The organism is Verminephrobacter eiseniae EF01-2, assembly GCF_000015565.1.
Taxonomy (GTDB): Bacteria; Pseudomonadota; Gammaproteobacteria; order Burkholderiales; family Burkholderiaceae_C; genus Acidovorax; species Acidovorax eiseniae.
The window spans coordinates 1,677,464-1,692,564 of the sequence record NC_008786.1 but is presented as its reverse complement, the minus strand read 5'-3'; the positions used below and the strand labels follow the sequence as shown (position 1 = coordinate 1,692,564).

11 protein-coding genes are annotated in these 15,101 nt (G+C 67.0%); 7 read left to right on the top strand and 4 right to left on the bottom strand.

What is annotated here, in order from left to right; translation table 11 throughout:
• Positions 1–336 precede the first annotated feature (336 nt).
• Together VEIS_RS07355 and VEIS_RS07350 are read left to right on the top strand one after the other, a co-directional pair.
• Positions 337–597 (top strand): antitoxin, encoded by a 261-nt coding sequence (locus VEIS_RS07355; RefSeq protein ID WP_011809277.1) that lies wholly within the window; start codon positions 337–339, stop codon positions 595–597.
• The gene (locus VEIS_RS07350) at positions 594–1,037 is read left to right on the top strand and encodes a type II toxin-antitoxin system VapC family toxin (protein ID WP_011809276.1); all 444 of its coding nucleotides are present in this window, start codon (positions 594–596) and stop codon (positions 1,035–1,037) included. The genes VEIS_RS07355 and VEIS_RS07350 overlap by 4 nt, the downstream gene beginning before the upstream one ends.
• Before the next feature lie 93 nt (positions 1,038–1,130).
• Here VEIS_RS07350 and VEIS_RS07345 read toward each other — a convergent pair whose 3' ends face one another.
• Positions 1,131–2,261, bottom strand: a complete 1,131-nt coding sequence (locus tag VEIS_RS07345; protein ID WP_011809275.1) for an ABC transporter ATP-binding protein — start codon at positions 2,259–2,261, stop codon at positions 1,131–1,133.
• 130 nt (positions 2,262–2,391) lie between these two features.
• Between VEIS_RS07345 and VEIS_RS07340 the strand changes: the two genes are divergently transcribed.
• The gene (locus VEIS_RS07340; protein ID WP_011809274.1) at positions 2,392–4,059 is read left to right on the top strand and encodes an ABC transporter permease; all 1,668 of its coding nucleotides are present in this window, start codon (positions 2,392–2,394) and stop codon (positions 4,057–4,059) included.
• A gap of 399 nt (positions 4,060–4,458) precedes the next feature.
• Entirely contained in the window at positions 4,459–5,208 is a 750-nt protein-coding gene (locus tag VEIS_RS07335) for a TerC family protein (RefSeq protein WP_011809273.1), read from the top strand.
• Here VEIS_RS07335 and VEIS_RS07330 read toward each other — a convergent pair.
• A complete protein-coding gene (locus VEIS_RS07330) occupies positions 5,165–5,998 on the bottom strand; it encodes a sensor histidine kinase (RefSeq protein ID WP_011809272.1) in 834 nt (277 codons plus the stop codon). The two genes, VEIS_RS07335 and VEIS_RS07330, sit on opposite strands and share 44 nt — an antisense overlap.
• Positions 5,995–7,443 (bottom strand): bifunctional UDP-N-acetylglucosamine diphosphorylase/glucosamine-1-phosphate N-acetyltransferase GlmU, encoded by a 1,449-nt coding sequence (glmU, locus tag VEIS_RS07325; protein ID WP_041949877.1) that lies wholly within the window; start codon positions 7,441–7,443, stop codon positions 5,995–5,997. Before glmU ends, VEIS_RS07330 begins: the two co-directional genes overlap by 4 nt.
• 433 nt (positions 7,444–7,876) lie before the next feature.
• On the opposite strand from glmU, the gene VEIS_RS07320 reads away from it, so the two are divergent.
• Complete coding sequence (locus tag VEIS_RS07320) at positions 7,877–12,601, top strand: pilus assembly protein (protein WP_232287874.1); 4,725 nt, start codon at positions 7,877–7,879, stop codon at positions 12,599–12,601.
• Positions 12,602–12,675: 74 nt separating this feature from the next.
• Here the strand turns inward: VEIS_RS07320 and ffh are convergent, their stop codons facing one another.
• Positions 12,676–14,040, bottom strand: coding sequence for a signal recognition particle protein (gene ffh / locus VEIS_RS07315; RefSeq protein WP_011809269.1), 1,365 nt, complete (start codon positions 14,038–14,040; stop codon positions 12,676–12,678).
• A gap of 40 nt (positions 14,041–14,080) precedes the next feature.
• On the opposite strand from ffh, the gene VEIS_RS07310 reads away from it, so the two are divergent.
• Together VEIS_RS07310 and VEIS_RS07305 are read left to right on the top strand one after the other, a co-directional pair.
• A complete protein-coding gene (locus tag VEIS_RS07310) occupies positions 14,081–14,872 on the top strand; it encodes a cytochrome C assembly family protein (protein WP_041949876.1) in 792 nt (263 codons plus the stop codon).
• Positions 14,869–15,099: a PP0621 family protein gene (locus VEIS_RS07305; protein ID WP_011809267.1), complete on the top strand. Its 231-nt coding sequence runs from the start codon at positions 14,869–14,871 to the stop codon at positions 15,097–15,099. Before VEIS_RS07310 ends, VEIS_RS07305 begins: the two co-directional genes overlap by 4 nt.
• The last annotated feature ends 2 nt before the right edge of the window (positions 15,100–15,101 follow it).

The window sequence follows — 15,101 nt, the reverse complement described above, 5'->3', positions numbered from 1 at the left end:
GCGCAATACAGCCGACTTCGCTCGCGCGGGGGTGGAAATCCATGGCCCGTGGGTGTCGGGCACTGCGGGCCGCTCGTCGATGGGCCGCAGCCCTTGGCGCCGGCAAGCCCGATGCACGCGCGGCCATGGCGCGCCCTCCCGAGCGCCCGGCGCCGTGAATTTCGGCGGACATATGGCTTGATATCCACCGGCGCTTGGTATATCTTCCGGTACATACTCACCCAACCACCTGCCTGCCGGAGGGGATCACATGCAGACCATGCGCACCTTGGCCGATTCCATGCGCGTCTCGTCGGCCTTCGGCGCTCCGGCTTGGCGGGCATCGAGGACATCACCATGACACGGACAGCCAAAATCTTCACCACAGGGCGCAGCCAGGCCGTGCGCCTGCCCCTCGAATACCGCTTCGACGAGAAGGAGGTCTACATCCGGCGCGATCTGGCGACGGGCGACGTGACCCTCTCGCGGCGGCCTGCGTCCTGGGCAGGCTTGTTCGCGCTGGATGCGACGACGGACGTTCCGGCCGACTTCATGGGCCAGGCCGATCGCAACCAGGGCGAGAACCTGCGCGACCCCTTCGCTGAGGCTTCGGCGTGACGACCTACTTGCTCGACACGAACATCGCAAGTCACATCATCAAGGGCGACATCCCGCGCGTGCGCGAGCGTCTCGTCGCGGTGCCCATGCACTGCGTTGCCGTGTCCGTGGTGACGCAGGCCGAACTGCTGTACGGCGTGGCCAAGCGTGGCCAGCCCCAGGGCCTGGCCACTCGCGTTCGTGAGTTCCTGGCCCGTGTGACGGTGCTTGCATGGACGCCTGAGATCGGCCAGATCTACGGCGCGCTGCGGGCCAGGTGCGAAGCCGGCGGGGTGCCGCTGGCCCCGATGGACATGATGATCGCGGCACATGCGAAGGCCCTTGAAATGGCGGCTGCGCGAGTGCAAGACAAGGCCATCCTCATCACCAGGGATCTTGCCTTCTGGCGCGTTCCCGGTGGACTGGTGCTGGACGATTGGACGCAGGAGGCTGCGCCGTGAAGCACGCTCGCCGCGCTGCCGACGGCATTCGGGGCCAGGCCGGCCTGCAAGAGCCACTGGCCAGGCCAGACCACAGGCGCCTCGGGGTGTGTTTCATGGCGCCCGTGGAAAAGTCACCACATGGTCTACCTGCGCGCGGATGCCGATCCACTCGCCCAATGCGTGGTCGTGGTGGCTGGGCACATGGGCCAGCAGGTGCTGGCCGCTGGCCAGGCGCAAGGTGTACAGAAACTCCGCGCCCCGGAACGACTTGCGCATGATCTGCGCCTGCAGCGGCGCCCGGTCGTCGTGCACGATGTCGTCTGCGCGCAGCAGCACATCGCATGCGCCCGGCGATGTCTGCGCCGACCGTTCGTCCAGTGGGGTGGGTGTTTGTGCCACCGAGTCGCCCAGTGGTGTCTGCGCCACCAGATCACCCAATGGTGTCTGCGCCACCAGATCACCCAGTGGTGTCTGCGCCACCACGTGCCCCCCGCGTTGCACCAGCGTCGCCGGGGCCAGCACGCCATGGCCGATGAAGTCGGCGACAAAGCGCGTGGCGGGGCGGTGGTACAGGGTGTAGGCGTCGGCCCACTGGTGCAATTGGCCTTCGTGCATCACGCCGATCACATCGCCCAGCGCAAAGGCCTCGAACTGGTCGTGCGTCACGAGCAGCGCCGTGGTGCCCGCCGCTTTCAGAATGCCGCGCACCTCGTGCGCCAGGCGCTCGCGCAGGTCGACATCGAGGCTGGAAAACGGCTCGTCGAGCAGCATCAGCCGGGGGCGTGGAGCCAGCGCGCGCGCCAGCGCCACGCGCTGCTGCTGCCCGCCCGAGAGTTCATGGGCAAAGCGGTTCTCGCAGCCATCGAGCCCCACCAAGCGCAGCACCTCGGCCACGCGCGCGGCCTGCTCGGCGCGGGGCAACCGGTGAATGCCAAAGGCCACATTGCGGCCAACGCTCAGGTGGGGAAAGAGCGCATAGTCCTGAAACACCATCCCGATGCGCCGCAGTTCGGGCGGCACGCTCAGCGCGGCACTGCCGACCAGGCTCCCGCTGAGCCGGATCTCGCCGCCGGACACCGGCGTCAGCCCCGCCACGGCGCGCAGCAAACTGGTCTTGCCGCAGCCCGAGGGGCCGATCAGCACACCGATATCGCCTGCGCGCAGAGCCAGCGTGAGCGCTTGCACCGCCGCCTGCGCATGGCCTGCATGGCGCACTTCGAGGCGGGACAACTCAAGAAACATGCCGGCATTTTATGGCCCCGGTTCGGCCGCAGGATGGGCTGATGCGTAGAATTCGCATTCTCACCCGCAAACGATCCCGCCCGCACCACCCGCATCCCCGAGCATGGCCCGGGGGCTGTCCGGGGCAGGGATGCACTTCGTTCCTTCCGAACCGCTTTCTGCCTTGCGCCGCACGCCCTTCGTCTTTCGCACCCTGGCGCTGCTCCTGTGCGCCGGCTTTCTGGCGTTGCCGGTGCTGGCGCTATTGGCCTCGTGGTTGCCTTGGCTGCCGGCAGATCAGGGCGGCGCGCAGGCGGGCGCGATCTTGCGCGCGATGGCGGCCACGGTGCTGCCCGGTTACCTGTGGACCACGCTGTGGCTGAGCCTGCTGGTGGCGCTGGGCGCGGCCTGCGTGGGCGCCGGCACGGCGCTGGTCGTGAGCTTGTTCGACTTTCCCGGCCGCCGCAGCCTGGAATGGCTGCTGCTGCTGCCGCTGGCCATGCCCGCCTACGTCACCGCCTATGCGTACACCGATTTCCTGCAATTCAGCGGCCCGCTGCAACAGGGCCTGCGCAGCAGCCTGGGTCTGCAAGGCCGCTTGCTGCCCGAGGTGCGCAGCCTGGGCGGCGCGGTGTGGGTGTTCATTTTTTCGCTCTACCCCTATGTGTACCTGCTGGCACGCACCGCCCTGGGCGAGCGCACCGCGCACCTGATGGAGGCGGCGCGTCTTCTGGGCGCGCCGCTGCCGCGCCGCATCTGCGCCGTGGCGCTGCCGTTGGCACGCCCTGCGGTGGCCGCTGGCGTGGCCCTGGTGCTGATGGAAACCCTGGCCGACTTTGGCGTGGCCAGCTACTTCGGCATTCAGACCTTCAGCACCGGAATCTATAAAGCCTGGCTGGCCATGGACAACCGCCTGGCGGCTGCGCAACTGGCCAGCATGCTGCTGGTGCTGGTGCTGGCGTTGCTGCACATCGAGCAGCGCGCCCAAAAGCGGATGCGCTTTGCCTGCGGTGACGCGCCCGCCGGCTCGCTGCAGGCCCGGCCCCTGGCGTTGCGCGGCGCGCGCCGTTGGGCGGCATGGGGGGCTTGCACGCTGCCGGTCGTGCTCGGCTTCGTCGCGCCGGTGGCCTTCATGCTGCGGCCTTTGCTGGCTGGCGGGGCGGATCTGCCCTGGGAGCGCTTTGGCGCATGGGCCTGGCACAGCCTGCGCTTGAGTGGCATCACCGCCGCGCTGGCGGTCGCGATGGCCTTCGTGCTGGCCTTTGCCGTGCGCCGCCAGCCCGACGCCGTGACGCGGGGCGTGGTGCAACTGGTCAGCGTGGGCTATGCCGTGCCGGGTGCCGTCATCGTGGTCGGGCTGCTGCTGCCTGTGGGCTGGTTGCAGGCCGTGGCGCCCCAGTGGGGCCTGGGCACGCTGGTGACGGCCACGGCTTTCGGGCTGGTGTGGGCCTATCTGGTGCGCTTTTGCGCAGTGGCGTTGCAGACCATGCAAAGCGGCTACGCGCGCATTGCGCTCAGTCTGGACGATTCGGCCCGCATGTTGGGCAGTGGCAGCCCCGGGTTGATGGCGCGCGTGCACTGGCCGCTGCTCAAACGCTCCAGCGCCGCAGCGGCCTTGCTGGTGTTCGTCGATGTGATGAAGGAGTTGCCCGCCACCATGGTGCTGCGTCCGTTCAACAGCGATACCCTGGCCGTGGTGACCTACCAACTGGCGCGCGACGAGCGCCTGGGCGAGGCCGCCTTGCCAGCGCTGGCGCTGGTGGCCGTGGGCCTGGTGCCGGTCATCCTGCTCAGCCGCGCGCTGCGTGGCAGGCAATGATCCTGCTGCCGACGACAGCGACGGGGCACTTGCGGGCCGGCGCTGGCGATGTTCCAATCAGGCCCCTTCGGGGGCAAGGGGGTTGCTCCCGCCGGCCCCGAAGGGGGTAACTCCAGACGCGCATTGCGGGGCGTGCGGGGCGCAAGGCGTTGCAGGTGGCACCGCCATGCGGCATTGCTTGCGGCGGGCGCTCCGGCCAAGGCATATTCCGGTGTGTTGCAATCGGGCAAGTCCGGCCCGCTGTGGGCTGGTCCTGGCGGCCTTCGCGGGCCATGCCGCAGCCTCGGTGCAAGCCGTGGCCCTGCGCTGCAGGAAATCGTTGCCTGGGACGCAGTTGGCGCCATGGTGGCGACGAATGCGTTCTTTCACGCCATTGGCACTTTTCATTTGAAGGACTTTATGGACTTCCTGGCTTCGCCTGAATTCTGGCTCGCACTCGGCCAGATCATCATCATCGACATCCTGCTCGGTGGCGACAACGCGGTGGTCATCGCGCTGGCCTGCCGCAAGCTGCCGCCGGCACAGAGAACCAAGGGCATCATTTGGGGCACGGCCGGGGCGATCGTGCTGCGCGTGATCCTGATCGCCTTCGCAATGACCTTGCTGGCGCTGCCCTTCCTGAAGCTCGTCGGCGCGCTGCTGCTGCTGTGGATCGGCGTCAAGCTGCTGGCCCCCGATGAGGACGGCCACGGCAATGTCCAAGGCAGCGACAAGCTGCTGGCGGCGATCAAGACCATCATCGTGGCCGATTTGGTGATGAGCGTGGACAACGTGATCGCCATCGCCGGCGCGGCCCAGAATGCCGGCGACCATTCGCTGCTGCTGGTCGTGCTGGGGCTGTTGATCTCGATTCCGATCATCGTCTGGGGCAGCCAGTTGGTGATCAAGCTGATGGAGCGTTTCCCGATGATCATCACGCTCGGCGGCATGCTGCTGGGCTGGATCGCCGGCGGCATGCTGGTGACCGACCCCGTGCTGGCCAATCCCGATCAATGGCAGTGGATGCCCAAACTGCCGCTCGACGACAGCAGCCGCGAAGTGAGCGCATGGGTCCGGTACGGCGCCAGCGTGGCCGGTGCGCTGCTGGTGTTGCTGGCCGGCCGGATCATTCTTGCGCGCCGCGCCGGCTCTGCGGCGGCTGGGTCTTGACGGCCGGAGCGGGCCATTGCACCCGCACCGTGCAGCCGCCGCCGGGCACGGCGCTGGCCGTGATCGCGCCCCCATGCCGCTGCGCAATCGCACGGCACAGCGCCAGCCCGGCGCCCAGGCCGGCAAATTCGCTCTCGCCGTGCAGGCGCTGGAACAGGCCGAACAGCAGGCCGGCCTGCGCGGGATCGAAGCCGACCCCGTTGTCCTGCACGGCAAATGCCACATGGCCGACCGCAGCGGGCAGGGCCTGCACGCTGATGCGCGGCTGCGCGCTCTGGCGTGTGAACTTGATGGCATTGCCCAGCAGTTGCGCCAGCAACTCTTGCAGCAGCGCCGGGTCGGCATGCAGCGTGGGCAGATCCGCGTGCACCTGCCAGTCGATGGCGCGGCCGCCGGTCTCGGCGGCCATCGGTCCCGCGCACGCCCGGGCCACGGCCTGGGGCAGCGCGACGGGCTGCACGCACAGCGGGGCGCAACGGGCGTGCAGCAGCGCCCGCAGAGTGTCGATCATCAGCCCCATGCGCCGGGCGGATTGGTCCATCGTGCCGACGAAGCCCAGCGCCTCCTGCACCGTGGCGGACTGTAGTACCGCAGGCGGCAAATCGCCCAACTGCTCGCGCACCAGCGCGCCGTAGGCGGTGACATGCCGCAGCGGTGCGCGCAGGTCATGCGCGACGGCGCGCAGCAACTCCTCCTGCGCGGCGGCCATTTCGGCCAGTTGCTGCTGGCTGCGGGCCAGCGCGGCGCGCAGCGCATCCAACTGCTGATGCGGCTCCTCGGCGGGTGTCATGGCTTGGCCTGCCGGGTCGGGCGCACCCAATCGGCCAGGCTGATCTGCTTGCCGCGCACCACGCTCAGCGCGCCAGCGGCGGTGCTTTTGGTAATGGTGCTGCCAGCGCCCACCGTGCCGCCAGCGCCAATGGTGACCGGCGCTACCAGCACGCAGTTGCTGCCGATGTGCGCATCGGCCTCGATCACGGTGCGGTGCTTGTTGGCGCCGTCGTAGTTGGCGGTGATGCTGCCCGCGCCGTAGTTCACGCGCTCGCCCACGGTGGCATCGCCCAGGTAGGCCAGGTGGTTGGCCTTGGCGCCATCGGCCAGGCGGCTGTTCTTGACTTCGACGAAGTTGCCGACATGCACCCGACGGCCCAGTTGCGCGCCGGGGCGCAGGCGCGCAAACGGGCCTACCAGCGCGCCCTCGCCCACCGTGGCACCGGGCTGTTCGCCGTCGATATGGGTGTAGGGGTGGATCACCGCCCCGGCGGCAATGCGCGCATTGGCGATGCAGCAATGCGCGCCGATCTGCACGCCTTCGCCCAGCTCGACGCGGCCGGTGAAGATGCAGTTCACGTCGATCTCCACATCCTGCCCGCAGAGCAACTCGCCGCGCACACCGCTGCGCGCATCGTCACGCAGGTCGAAGCGGGCCGGGTCGGCCAGCCGCAGGCCCTGCTCCATCAGCGCCCGGGCCTGGCGCAACTGGTACGCGCGCTCGAGCTCGGCCAGTTGCACCGGGGTGTTCACGCCGGCCACCTGCACTGTGTCGCTGATGTGGTGGGCCACCACCGGCACGCCGTCGGCCGCGGCCATGGCCACGATGTCGGTCAGGTAGATCTCGCCCTGGGCGTCGTGCGGCCCCAAGCGGGCCAGCCAGCCACGCAGCAGTGGCGCGGGCACGGCCATGATGCCGCCGTACACCTCGGTGATGGCGCGCTGGGCCTCAGAGGCGTCCTGGTGTTCGACGATGCCCTGCACGGCGCCAGAGACGCTGCGCACGATGCGGCCGTAGCCTGCGGGGTCGGGCAGCGTCACGGTGAGCAGGGCCAGTTGCCCGCCCTGGCCGCCGTGGCCGGCCGCGACTAACGCGACCAGTGCGCGCAGCGTGTCGGCCCGGGTCAGCGGCACATCCCCCGACAGCACCAGCACCGTGCCGTCATCGCGCAACTGCGGCAGGGTCTGCTGCACTGCGTGGCCCGTGCCCAGTTGCTGCTCCTGGCGCACAAACCCCAGATCGAGATGGCTGCCGGCATGGATGGCCTGTGCGCTGGCCGCTCGAACTTCTGCAGCGCCATGGCCAGTGATCACGATCACGCTGCGCGCTTGCAAATGCAGCGCCTGGTCCAGCACATGGAGCAACAGCGGGCGCCCGGCCAAGCGCTGCAACACCTTGGGGCGGCGGCTCTTCATGCGTGTGCCTTGGCCGGCCGCCATGATGAGGATGTCGATGGGGGTCATGGAATGTCCGGTTTCCGTGCGCGACGGGTCACGGGTCAATGGTTCGGCAATTATCGGCGAGCGCGGGCCGCACATGGAATGCCGTCCCGGACAGCTACGCAAACCATAGCGTAAAACATATATCAGCACAGCGCCAGAACCTCATTGACATATATCAGCACAGCACCAGAACCTCGTTGTGCGGCCCGGGGCAGGGTGGGATCGAGGCATCGGAATCGCCTGCCGGGCGATGAACGTCGCGCACTTATGTGACAGATGAAAGACCAAATTGGAGGCACAATTGGTAACTAAAGAATCAGATTCGCACCCGGAAAAATGCCCAAGCGACAAGCTGCAACGCATGACGCGCCGCAGGCCACCCCCCCTGCCGGCAGCGTTTGCTTTCGATGATGAAACACCAGCCACCACGATGGACTGCCATTGAATGATCCCGATGTCCGCATTCGCCTTCAGGAAGAACACCCCCGGTGTTTCTCGGCCCCGCATGCCCTGGTGGCGCAGACGACTTCTTGCGGCCGGGCTGTTGCTGCTCCTTGCCATCGCCGCTTCCTGGGTGAACGTAGGCGGTGAAACAGCGCCCGCCATCCCGGCGATCGATCTGGCCAGCACACCGCTGTATGCAGCGGTGGCGGTGGAAAAACCCGCCTTGGCGCTGGCGCTGGCGACAAATTATGCGGTCACGGGCGCCCAATACAACTTCCAGGAGGGCGCCAGCGGCACCGATGCCAGCTATACGACGGCCAAAGAGTATCTGGGTTATTACGATGAAAACAGTTGCTACCGGTATAACGATGCGCCCACGGAAACCCCCGTGGCAGCACAGACCCTGGCCGATTACAAGCGCTTCGACCGCATTGGCCCGGCCAGCGGTCGCCAATGCAGCGATGCATTCAGTGGCAATTTTCTGAACTGGGCGTCCGGCGCTGCCATCGACATGTTTCGATTGATGTTGACGGGTGGCGACCGATACATCGACACCCCGGCACTGACCATTTTGCAGCGCGCCATGTTGCCCGATGTCAAGGGTCAAGTCTATGCAGACCGTTGCCAGTGGAATACCCGTGATTTTCCGGCCAAACGCCTGCCCAGGAATGGCGGCGGCACGGGCAGTTATTGGGGCGCAGTCCCTGCCGCAATGATCACTGCGGCCAATGGCAACGATATCTTCGTTGCCAACACATTGGCCCGCATCTATTTCGGAACTTCCAGAACCGGCAACTGCGGCTATACCTTTGCCCACACCCTGGGAGCCATGCCCCGCGCCATCGGCCCGATACGCGACGCGCGTTTGCCACCTGCAGGCGCGGTGCATTGCGCGAAAGACCAGGAAGCCTGTGATTTTTCCGGTATCAAGGAAGTCTGGTATGGCGCAGGAAAGCGCTGGAAGGTGGCCGCAGTCTCGGTGGGCATTGCCTGCAGTGCCAAGGCATTTGGCGACCCGGGGGTTGCACAGCCCAGGAACTGCCTGGTGGCGGATTACTCCGGCGCCTGGACCCCGCCCGCGCCATCCATCGGCCCGATCAGCGACACGACGCAGCGCCTGCTTCCGCCAGGCACCAGGTATTGCGCCGGCGAAGATGAGCTGTGCAGCTTTTCGGGCATCCAGGAGATCTGGTATGGCAAAGGCAACCAATGGAAGGTGGCCGCAGCCTCGGACGGCGTTTTGTGCAGTGGCGCGGTATTTGGCGCTTCGGCGCTGCTGCGGCCCCAGGGACCCGGCCAGCAATGCCATCTGCGTGATTACACGGGAGCCTGGTCCCCGCCCGGGCCAGCGACCTCGACAAAATATCTCAATTCCGATGGTTTCTTTTACGCCCGGGTGCAGGTGTGCGCGGCCATCGCGGGGCGCTTGCAGGATCGGCGCAGTTACGACTTTTGCCAGCCATATCCAGCCGGCAACTACAAACCCGTCGGGGTGATTCAAAAATACAGCAATCAAATGCGCCTGGCCGTCTTTGGCTATTTGCTCGATCAATATGTCAACCGGGGCCATGAGCGCTATGGCGGCGTATTGCGCGTTCCGATGAAATATGTGGGCGCCAAAACCTACGATATCCACGGCCGCGACGACACCGCTGCCGGCGGCAACCCGAAGGCGGAATGGGACCCCCGCACCGGTGTGCTCCATCCCAACCCGGATGCGAATGCGGTGTCGGTCCATCGCGGCATCGGCGGGAGCGGAGAAGTCAGCGGGGTGATCAATTATCTGAACCAACTCGGCCGCGCCGGCCCCGAGCCCGGCGTGTACAAGTGGCTGAACCCGTTGGGCGAACTGTATTACGAGACATTGCGCTATTTGCAGGGACTCGGGCCCAGCCCCCATGTCATCAAAGGCACCATCACCAAGGCGATGGCCGGGGGCTTTCCGTATTACATGCGATGGCCAGACCCGTATGGCGCCGGGCGCACGAATGCGATGGATTACTCCTGCGTCAAAAGCAATATCCTGATCATTGGCGACAGCAACGCGCATGACCGATATCCTCTGCCGACCCCGGACGCCGGCAACAACATTCCCGACATCGCTGGCTGGCGCGACATCGTGCAGAAGTTCGAGCGCAACAGCGGCGGTACTTATGTCGATGGCCAGGGCAAAACCCGGGACATTGCCAATCCGAATACCCCGAACCGCAGCTTGCCGGCCTGGCCCGAGCAAAGCCAGATCATGGGTACGGCGTATGGGGCCCGGACGCATGATATTCGTGGCGCGGGCTGGACGGCGCGGCCCGGCAAGCAGCGCCCGGGACTGCGGGTGAACACCTTTGTTTTCGATACCAATTTCAGGGGCTATCAGAATGACGCTGCCGAACGCCGCAGCAAAAATCATTTGTTCATGGCCGCCAAATATGGTGGTTTTGCCACTGCCCCCGATCTTTCCGGTCGCCAGCCCCATAATACTTGGGGCAATCCGTTCAAGGACCAGAACGGCAATGACGACAATGATGTCTGGCAAAAAGCCGATGAGCCGGGCGAGGCCAGCAGCTACCATTTCGTCGACAGCGCCAAGGCGGCGCCCGCGCGTGGCCTGTTCCGCGCTCTGGATGGCATTTTCAGCCAGGCACCGAGCCGCATGCGCCATGTCGCCGGCGGCAGCCTGAACACGGGCCACCGGCTGACCCGGGATTCGGTGTCGTATTCGGCCAGCTTCGACACCAGCACCTGGAGCGGCGACGTGCTGGCAGAACCGATCCGCCAGAACGCACGCCATGCGCTGGTGGTCGGCGCGCCGCTGTGGAGCGCGGCGCAGCGGCTCGACGCCAGGCCCGCGCCAGCCACCGGGCGCCGGATTTTCGTCGGCAAGACCGATGCCACTTCCGGCCCTGCGGCGACCGAATTCATTTGGGATCAGATCGAGCCGGCATTGCAAGCGCATCTGAACCGGGCCAGCGCGTCGGCCGCCCCCGACAACCGGGGCGCCGAGCGCCTGGCTTACCTGCGCGGGGATCGCAGCCAGGAGGGCGCGGCCCGGTTCAGGGTGCGCGGTTCGCTGCTGGGGGATATCGTCAACTCCAATATCTCGTATTCCGGCGCGCCCGCCAAAGCCTTCAGCGGCGCCGGGTATGCGGCTTTTCGCCGCGCCCATGCAGCACGCAGGCCGGCGGTGTTTGCCGGCGCGAATGACGGCATGCTCCATGCGTTCGATGCCGGCACCGGCGATGAGCTGTTTGCCTACATTCCCAGTTGGCTGGGGCGCAATCTGTCTGCGCTGACAGACCCCGGTTTTGCCAGCCAGCACCAAAACTACGTCGATGCCCCCTCGGTGGTCGCACCAGCGCAGGTGGCCCATACCGGAGGCGCCAGCGATTGGAAAACGGTGCTGGTCTCCGGCACGGGCGGCGGCGGCTCGGGCCTGTTTGCGCTCGATGTGTCGGACCCGGCGCGTTTTGACGCCGCCCATGTGCTGTGGGAATTCACGCGCGCCGATGACCCGGACATAGGCCAGGTGGTGGGCGCGCCCAAAATCATGAAGTTCAAGACCGGCGGCCAGCACGCCGGCGACACCTACCGCTGGTTTGCCGTGGTCGGCAGCGGCGTGAACAACTATCGGCCCGACAGCGACAACCGCTTCAACCGTGACGGCCAGCCGGCGCTGTTCCTGTTGGCGCTGGACAAGCCCGTGGGCCAAGCCTGGGTGCGGGGGCGCAATTACTTCAAGCTGTCCGTGCCCACCGACTCCCGATTGGCGGCGACCCATGCCCCGGGTTTGGCCAATTTCAGCGCGCTGCACGGCGCTCAAGGCGAGGTGACGGACATCTACTTCGGCGACTTGCACGGGGCGCTCTGGCGGCTGCATTTCGCGGGCAAGACGACAGCGGACTGGAGCATGGACCAGTTGTCGTTTTTCTACCGCGGCACAGCAGAAAATCGCCGCGCCCATCCGCTGTACCTGGCGCGCACCGGCAAGTCCGAAGTGCAAGCCATTTTTGCCGCGCCGGCGCTTTTTGCCGGCCCCACCGTGCAGGGCGTGGAATCGTTCCATGTGCTGATCGGCACCGGCAAGTATCTGGAGCCGGCGGACAACTTCTCGAACACCACGCAAAGCGTGTACCTGCTGCATGACGACAACGACTCGGCGGGGGCCGCTTCGGGTCTGCCCGCTGGCAGTGGCAGCAGTGTCATCGGTGGGCGCGCACGCCTGCGTCGGGGGCGTGTCGATCAGGCCAGCCGGACAGTGACGGTCAGCGCCGCCGAGCGCGGGCATCCCGCTTCCGGCGCTGCTGCCGGGCGCTCGGGCTGGTACTTCGATTTGCCGCAGGCCGGCGAGCGCATCGATCAGGCGGCGCTGGATGTGGGCGCGCTGTCAGCGGTCATGCATTCCAAGGTGCCCGCCGTGACCGCCGCCGGCACCAGGGTCTGCTCGGGAATGGGCGGCGGCAATCAGTACCATCTGAACATCGCCGATGGCGCCGGCAACTATCTGCCTTCCGGCTCGGGCCTGCCGGGGCCGCCGGTGTTGCTGTCCAGCGATGCCGAAACCAGGGAGTCGTCGAGTGCCGGCCGGCGGATCCGCACCCGCACCTGGTATCGCTTGACGCAAACGCAGTCCGGTATCGACACCAGCGCCGCGCCGATCCGCCACGGCGAGCCGCTCGGACGACCGGGCAGGGGGGCCATTTCGGGCGCCAGGGAGCAAAAAAATGCCCGATCAGGGCCTTGAGGCTCGGGGGATGGTTCTTGTCTTGCCGGCTGCCCGCGCATCAGATTCATGCGCCCGGGCCTGCGCCCGGCCTCTCAGAACGGCATCCTGGGCAGGCCGTTCATGCCGCCCATCGTCTTCATCATTTTCATCAGCCCGCCGCCCTTCATCTTCTTGACCATGCCCTGCATCTGCTCGAATTCCTTGAGCAGGCGGTTGACCTCCTGCACATGCACGCCGGCGCCATGGGCGATGCGCCTTTTGCGGGTGGCCTTGATGAGTTCGGGCTTGCGCCGCTCCAGCGGCGTCATGCTCTGGATGATGCCTTCCTTGTGCCGCAGGTCCTTGTCGGCCCGGTCCATGTCCAGCGCGCCGGCCTTGGCCATCAGTTGCGCCGGGAGCTTGTCCAGCAGGCTGGACAGGCCACCCATCTGCTTCATCTGCCGGATTTGCGACAGGAAGTCATTCAGGTCGAACCCGTTGCCGCTCTTGACCTTGGCGGCCAGTTTCTGCGCCGCCTCGATGTCGACGCCGGCCGTGACCTGCTCGACCAGCGCCACGATGTCGCCCATGCCCAGGATGCGCCCGGCATGGCGCTCGGCATCGAACACATCCAGGCCATCGAGCTTTTCCGACACCCCGGCGAACTTGATCGGCACGCCGGTGATCTGCCGCACCGACAGCGCCGCGCCGCCGCGCGAGTCGCCGTCGAGCTTGGTCAGCACGATGCCGGTCAGCGGTAGCGCCTCGCGGAAGGCCCGGGCGGTGTTGATCGCGTCCTGGCCCTGCATGGCATCGACCACGAACAGGGTTTCGACCGGGTTCAGCGCCGCGTGCAGCGCCTTGATTTCTTCCATCATGGCCTGGTCTATGGCCAGCCGGCCGGCGGTGTCGACCAGCAGCACGTCGAAGTAATGCTTTCTGGCATGGTCGAGCGCGGCCAGGGCGATGTCCAGCGGCTTTTGCTCAGGCAGGCTGGGAAAGAACGCGCCGCCGGCCTGCCGGGTCACCGTCTGGAGTTGCTCGATGGCCGCCGGGCGGTACACGTCGCCCGAGACCGTCAGCACCTTCTTCTTGCGCTTTTCGATCAGGTATTTGGCCAGCTTGGCCGTGGTGGTGGTCTTGCCGGCGCCCTGCAGACCGGCCATCAGGATCACGGCCGGCGGCTGGGCGGCCAGGTTGATGTCGGCCACGCCCTGGCCCATGGTCGCTGCAAGCTCGCGGTTGACGATGCCCACCAGCGTCTGGCCGGGCTTGAGCGAGCCCAGCACCTCCTGGCCCAGCGCCTTGTCCTTGACGCGGGCGATGAAATCGCGCACCACGGGCAGGGCCACATCGGCTTCGAGCAGGGCCATGCGCACCTCGCGCAGCATGTCCTGCACGTTCGATTCGGTGATGCGGGCCTGGCCACGCAACTCCTTGACGAGGCGCGTGAGTTTGTCGGCAAGGGCGGAGGCCATGGCAGATGTTCCGGTAGGGCGAAGGGCTAAACTGTGCGCCATGATTTTACCCGGCGCTTCCCCCGTCAGTTGGCTGCTGGCCCTGGCCGCAACCCTGGCCTACGCCGTGCCGGCCGCGCTGGCAGCGCGCAGGAACATGGCTGCGGCAGCGCTGCTGGTGGCCTGGATACTGCACGGCGCGGTGCTGGTAGGGGGCCTGTGGGGCGACAGCCCGCGCTTCGGCTTTGCGCCCGTCTTGTCGATGACGGCCTGGCTGGTGCTGACGGTGTATGCGGTGGAGCAGCAATTGTTCCCGCAGTTGCAGGCCCGCTGGGCGCTGGCCGGCCTGGGCGCTGCGGCGATCTTGCTGGCCATGCTGTTTCCGGGCCAGCCCCTGCATGTGACGGCCTCGGCCTGGCTGCCGCTGCACCTGGCCCTGGGCATTGCCTGCTACGGCTTGTTTGCCGCTGCCGTGGTCCATGCCTGGCTCATGACCCGCGCCGAGCGCCATATCCGCCAGGGGCAGGACCCGCACGGCGGCCTGCCGCTGCTGACGCTGGAGCGGCTGACATTCCGTTTCGTGGGCGCCGGCTTCGTGCTGCTGACGGCCACGCTGCTGGCCGGCTGGCTGTTCGGCGAGGCGCTGTATGGCCGCGCCTGGCGCTGGGACCACAAGGCGGTGTTCTCGCTGCTGTCGTGGCTGACCTTTGCCGCCTTGCTGCTGGGCCGGGCACTGTTTGGCTGGCGCGGACGCAATGCGGTGCGCGTGCTGTACACCGGCTCGGCCTTGCTGCTGCTGGCCTATGCAGGTTCGCGCTTCGTGCTGGAAGTCGTTTTGGGCCGCAACACATGAAGTACCTGGTCTTGTTGCTGGTTCTGGCGCTGGCCATCATCATCTGGCGCAGCCGCCGCGCGCCGGATGCCGCTGCGCCCAAGCCCGGGCCCGCAGCGCAGGCGCCGCCGGACATACTCGCCTGCGCGCACTGCGGCCTGCACATTCCCCGGGCCGAAGCCCTGATGCTCGGCGACCAGGCTTTTTGCTGCGCGCAGCACCGGCAGCAGCACCAGGGCCCGGTCTGAAG